The sequence below is a fragment of the Brooklawnia sp. genome, from assembly GCF_049651565.1.
In the GTDB taxonomy this organism is placed as follows: Bacteria; Actinomycetota; Actinomycetes; order Propionibacteriales; family Propionibacteriaceae; genus Brooklawnia.
Genome location: NZ_JBASCI010000035.1, coordinates 1 through 4,920 on the forward strand (window position 1 = coordinate 1; position 4,920 = coordinate 4,920).

At 68.6% G+C, this 4,920-nt stretch carries 5 protein-coding genes and 1 pseudogene; 2 read left to right on the top strand and 4 right to left on the bottom strand.

Annotated features, from left to right (window positions below; translation table 11 throughout):
* From WBL05_RS01820 to WBL05_RS01830, 3 genes and pseudogenes are all read right to left on the bottom strand, one after another.
* A pseudogene (locus WBL05_RS01820) lies at nucleotides 1–360 on the bottom strand (AAA family ATPase); the annotation flags it as partial.
* A 25-nt stretch (nucleotides 361–385) separates the two neighbouring features.
* A complete protein-coding gene (locus tag WBL05_RS01825; protein WP_424223360.1) occupies nucleotides 386–922 on the bottom strand; it encodes a hypothetical protein in 537 nt (178 codons plus the stop codon).
* A 27-nt stretch (nucleotides 923–949) separates the two neighbouring features.
* On the bottom strand, nucleotides 950–2,269 hold the full coding sequence (locus WBL05_RS01830; protein ID WP_424223361.1) for a toxic anion resistance protein: 1,320 nt from the start codon (nucleotides 2,267–2,269) through the stop codon (nucleotides 950–952).
* 184 nt (nucleotides 2,270–2,453) lie between these two features.
* Between WBL05_RS01830 and WBL05_RS01835 the strand changes: the two genes are divergently transcribed.
* The gene (locus WBL05_RS01835) at nucleotides 2,454–2,705 is read left to right on the top strand and encodes a metal-sensitive transcriptional regulator (RefSeq protein WP_424223362.1); all 252 of its coding nucleotides are present in this window, start codon (nucleotides 2,454–2,456) and stop codon (nucleotides 2,703–2,705) included.
* A 24-nt stretch (nucleotides 2,706–2,729) separates the two neighbouring features.
* Here the strand turns inward: WBL05_RS01835 and WBL05_RS01840 are convergent, their stop codons facing one another.
* Entirely contained in the window at nucleotides 2,730–4,373 is a 1,644-nt protein-coding gene (locus tag WBL05_RS01840; protein ID WP_424223363.1) for an FAD-dependent oxidoreductase, read from the bottom strand.
* A gap of 76 nt (nucleotides 4,374–4,449) precedes the next feature.
* On the opposite strand from WBL05_RS01840, the gene WBL05_RS01845 reads away from it, so the two are divergent.
* The gene (locus WBL05_RS01845; protein WP_424223364.1) at nucleotides 4,450–4,623 is read left to right on the top strand and encodes a hypothetical protein; all 174 of its coding nucleotides are present in this window, start codon (nucleotides 4,450–4,452) and stop codon (nucleotides 4,621–4,623) included.
* Nucleotides 4,624–4,920 lie beyond the last annotated feature (297 nt).

The window sequence follows — 4,920 nt, forward strand, 5'->3', positions numbered from 1 at the left end:
TGCGGCCAGCCCGGCCACCCGCGGGGTGGGTTGGCCGAGGGTGCAGGCGGCCGAGATCACCTTGCCCAGCGCGGTCGAGTAGTCCCGGGCCCGACCCGGGGCGGTGTTGTTGAGCTGAGTCATCAGCGGGGTGGGGCCGACCCGCCAGCGGCGTCCTTTGGACGCGGCGGCGAAGTAGTCCTGGGCGTCGGGTTCGCGGCCCTGCTCGGCGGCCCAGTCGAGGTAGGCACCCACCGCCGGCTCGGAGACCGCGGCGGCCAGCTGAGAACCCTCGGCGCGCGCCTGTTCGGGGTCGAGGCCGGCTCCGGTGGCCACCTCGGCCAGCTGGTCCAGGGCGCTCCGCAGGGTGATGCTCGTCATCTGACAAGGGGCCTTTCGGGTTCGGCTAGAGGTCGAGTGGGTTGCTACTGGGGCCCTGCTGGTCATCCAGCCGGGTCGCGCGCATCGGGCCGCCGAACTTCGTGCTCAGGAATGCGCCCTGGGCGACCAGCGCCGAGGCGTCCATCCGGTTGGCGGCGTCGGCCATCCGCGAGATTGTCAGGCTGAGCAGGTCGAGCTGGTCGATCAACAGCAGTAGCGACGACTTGCCGTTGGCGACCGGGCGGGTGTCGGCCCAGTCCCGGGGCAGCGCCAGGTAGCCGGCCACCGACTCCGGCAGGTAGTCGGTGGCGGTGGCCACGACGGTGTAGGCGTCCTGCGAGTCTAGGCCGAGGTTGGCAAGCCGCGGCAGGATCGCCTTGACCGCGGTGGTGATGCGCAGCACCCGCGCCAGCACCGGGGTGGGCGCGTGGCCCTCCAGCACCATGCGTTCCGCCTTGGCCAAGGCCTGCTCGATGTCCTCCCTGGTCGGCGTCGGGGACGTCACGGTTCCCGGCTCAGCCGGTTTGTTGTTGTCGCCCCGCAGCCACGCGAACAGCCCCATCGCTTCCTTCTATCGGTTGTGCAAACCTCAGCCGAGGTCGTAGTTCGGAGTGCTGGTGATGCCTTCGGCGAGCCCCCTCCGGTCGTCCGACTGCCGCGCCCGTTCGAGGTAGGCCCGCGACTTGGAGACCTCGGCCTCCAGGGTGCCGATGGTCTGGCTCATGGTGTTGAGCGCCTCGATCTTGAACGAGTCGATGGAGTCCATCGTCTGGTAGACGTTCGCGAACGCCTTCTGCAACGCCTCGATCGAAACCGTGGAGCTGGCCGCCTGCTGCTGGATGGTGACCGAGTTGTCCCGCAGCATCTCGCTGGTCCGCTCGATCAGCCCGGAGGTGGTGACGTTGAGCGCGGTGATCTGGTCGAGGACCAGCTTCTGGTTGCCCAGCGCCTGGGCGGTGATGACAGCGGTGCGCAGCGCAGACACGGTGGTGGTGGACGCCCGGTCGACACCCTTGATCAACTCGGCGTTGTTCTTGATGATGACGTCGATGGCCAGGTAGCCCTGGATCGACACCGCCAGCTGGGTGAGCAGGTCCTGGTGCTTCTGCCGGACGTAGAACAGCACGTCCTTGTTCAGGGCGTCGGCCTTCATCGGGTCGGTGACCTGCAGTTCGGCGATCGCCGCGGACAACTGGTTGTCGAGTTGTTCGGCCAGGTAGATGTACTGGTTCAGCCGGTTCATGGTGTCCCAGAGCTGCTGCTTCTCCATGTTGAGGCTGACGTTGTCCTTGGTCAGCTCGTCCTGGCCGGAGCGCAGCGAGTGGAGTATTGCGTTCAGGTGCTTCTGGCTGGACTGATACTTGCGGAAGTAGTCCTGAATCTTGTCGCCGAACGGGATGATGCCGAGGAACTTCTTCTGCGCACCCACCTCGCTGGGGTCGAGGTCCTCGATGATGCGGCGTAGCTCGACCAGGGTGCTGGACACCCTCGACACGTCGGACAGCCCGCCGGTCTTCATCTCGTTCAGCGGGGTCTCCAGCAGCCGGTTGCTCATCTCGGCGGCCCGGCGGATGTCGGCGTCCCCCATGCTGCGCACGGCATCGGCCTGCCGGCTGAACTCGGGGCTGCCGGACTGCTCGGCCATGATCGCGCCCATGAACTGGTTTACCTTGGCGTCCAGCGCCGGCCGTTGCTCCTCGGTGACCGGGGGCGCCAGCTCGGGGGCCTGGGTGGCCTGCACGACCGGCGGCGGAGCTGGCGCCTCCAGCGTCAGCACCGCAGCGCCTTCCGGCGGGGTGAGCCGCTGCGGGACGCCGGCCTGCGTCCGGTCCTGCGGGCCGGAGCCGCCCGGCTGGCCGGGCTGGGTGTAGCCGGACTGGCCGTAGCTGCCTTGTGGGTTCTGACTCATCGATGGTCCTGTCGTTTGTGAGTGCACGAGTCCCTTCGAGCGTACCGGCCACAGCGCATCCAACAGGCCTATTGACCCCGGATCGTTCCCCGGGTCGGGCGCGAACTGGACGACGAGGCTACGTGGGCAGGCGGGCTATGATGTAGCTGATACCCACGGGGGTACCCAGCGAAAGGGGCTGACCATGCAGCTGTCTCCTGAAGAGCTCGACGGTGTGGTCAAGCGCCTGCAGCGCGCCCAGGGCCAGATCGGCGGCATCATCCGGATGATCCAGGAGGGTCGCGACTGCCAGGACGTCGTCACCCAGATCGCCGCGGTCAGCAAGGCGATCGACCGGGCCGGGTTCGCGGTGATCGCGACCGGCCTGAAGGAGTGCGTGACCGACGGCGATGGCGACACCGCCCAGATGGAACGACTCTTCCTGTCGCTGGCCTGAGCGCCAGCGGCGCGGCCAGCCGGCTCAGCTGGCGGTGCCCGCCAGCCAGGTCTTCAGGCCGCCGTCGAGGTTGCGGACGCGTCCCCAACCGCGCCCGTCGCGCTGCTGCTCCAGGATGCGGGTTGCCACGTAGCCGCGCAACCCGACCGCGCAGTGCACCACCAGGTCTCCGGCCGGCACCTCGGCCAGCCGGTCGCGCAGTTCGTCCAGCGGGATGAGCACCGAGCCGGGGATGGCGTTGGCCTCGTGCTCGGCCGGGGTGCGGACGTCCACCACGGTCGCCCCGTCGGCGATCGCGGCGTCCAGTTCGTGCCACTGGATCGTTTCGGTGAGCCCGTCGCGCAGGTTGGACGCGATCCAGCCCAGCATGTTGATCGGGTCCTTCGCCGAACCGAACTGGGGTGCGTAGGCAAGTTCGAGGTCGGCCAGTTCGCTGGCCCTGATGCCGCCGGTGATGGCCGTTGCGATCACATCGATCCGCTTGTCGACGCCGGCCTCGCCGACGCCCTGGGCGCCCAGGATCTCATCGGTGTCGGGGTCGACCAGCAGCTTCAGCGAGATCTGGGTGCTGCCCGGGTAGTAGCCGGCGTGGGCGGCCGGATGGGTGTGGATGGCTCGGTAGGGCCGGCCGGCAGCGCGCAGCCGCTTCTCGCTCCAGCCGGTGGACGCCACCTGCAGCCCGAACACCCCGACGATCGCGGTGCCGAGCACCGGCCGATCGGACGCGGCACGGCCCATGATCACGTCGGCGACCCGGCGTCCCTGCAGGTTCGCTGTCTGGGCCAGCGGCACCAGTGCGGAGCACTCGCCGATGGCATCCGACTTCGCCACCGCGTCCCCGATCGCGTAGATACTCGGTTCGCTGGTGCGGAATTGCTGGTCGACCAGGATGCCCCCGCCCTCCGCCAACGCCAGACCGGCCGATTCGGCCAGCTGGGTGTCGGGACGCACACCGATCGCCGCGATCACCACCTCGGCGGGCAGCCGGGAGCCGTCGGCGAGCGCCACGTCGGCGGCACCGATACTGGTCACCGACTGACCCAGTCGCAGGTCGACCGCGTTGGCCCGCAACCGCTCGTGGACGATGGCCGCGAGCTCCGGGTCGATCGGCGGCATCACCTGATCGGTGGCCTCGACCAGGCCAACCCGCAGGCCGCGGTGGACGAGGTTCTCGGCCAGCTCGATTCCGATGAAGCCCCCGCCGATGACGACTGCGGTGGACGCGTCTGCACAGGCGGCGACGATCGCATCGGTGTCCTCAACGTTGCGCAGTGACAGCGCGCGCTCGATTCCGGGCAGTGGTGGACGCACCGGCCGCGCCCCCGGCGAGAGGATCAGCGCGTCGTAGTCGAGCTCGTAGGTCGAGTCGTCGGCCAGGTTTCGCACCTTGATGCGGCGGGCGGCGGCGTCCACCCCGGTGGCCTCGTGGCAAACCCGGACGTCCAGTCCGAACCGGGCAGCCAGCGACTGCGGGGTCTGGAGGAGTAGTGAATCCCGTTGTTCGATCACGCCACCGACGTGGTAGGGCAACCCGCAGTTGGCGAAGGAGACGTGGGCGCTGCGTTCGAGGACGACGATCTGGGCCTGCTCGTCGAGGCGGCGTAGGCGGGTGGCCGCCGACATGCCGCCGGCCACGCCACCAACGATGACGATTCGCTTGGGATTCATGTTTTGGGATCATACCCCCCTGGGTATACATTCGTCCTAATCGCATAATCGCGCACCCGATCAGAGGAGCAAGCCAATGTGCCGTCCAGTGACCTGCCGAACCTGCGGAAAGACCACCTGGTCGGGCTGTGGCCAACACATCGCCCAGGTCAAGGCGACCGTGCCGGCCGGCCAGTGGTGCGACGGCAGCCACAACGGGGGTCAGGTCAAGGCCACCAGCGGGATCTTCGGGCGGCTGCTCGGCCGCTGAGCCCGCACCCGGGCTCTACCCTTGAGCCACGCAGCCGGGCCCCTCACGCCCTGAGCCCCGCCCCTAAGACCACACCCCACTCGACATTGCGAAGGGTCGGTCAGCGACTAGGAGACTGCTGAAGAAGGCGTGTTTCAGTTTGGGATGAGCGGGACGGGCGGGTCGCCATGACTTTGGCCGTCGGAGCGGCTCTGGTAAGTCACAGCGCGTGGCTGGACACGAGGTCGACCCGCCCGCCGGGGCCAATTCTGCTCCTCGGTGAGGCCGCAGGCCAAGGCTCCTGCCGCCGTCTCAGGC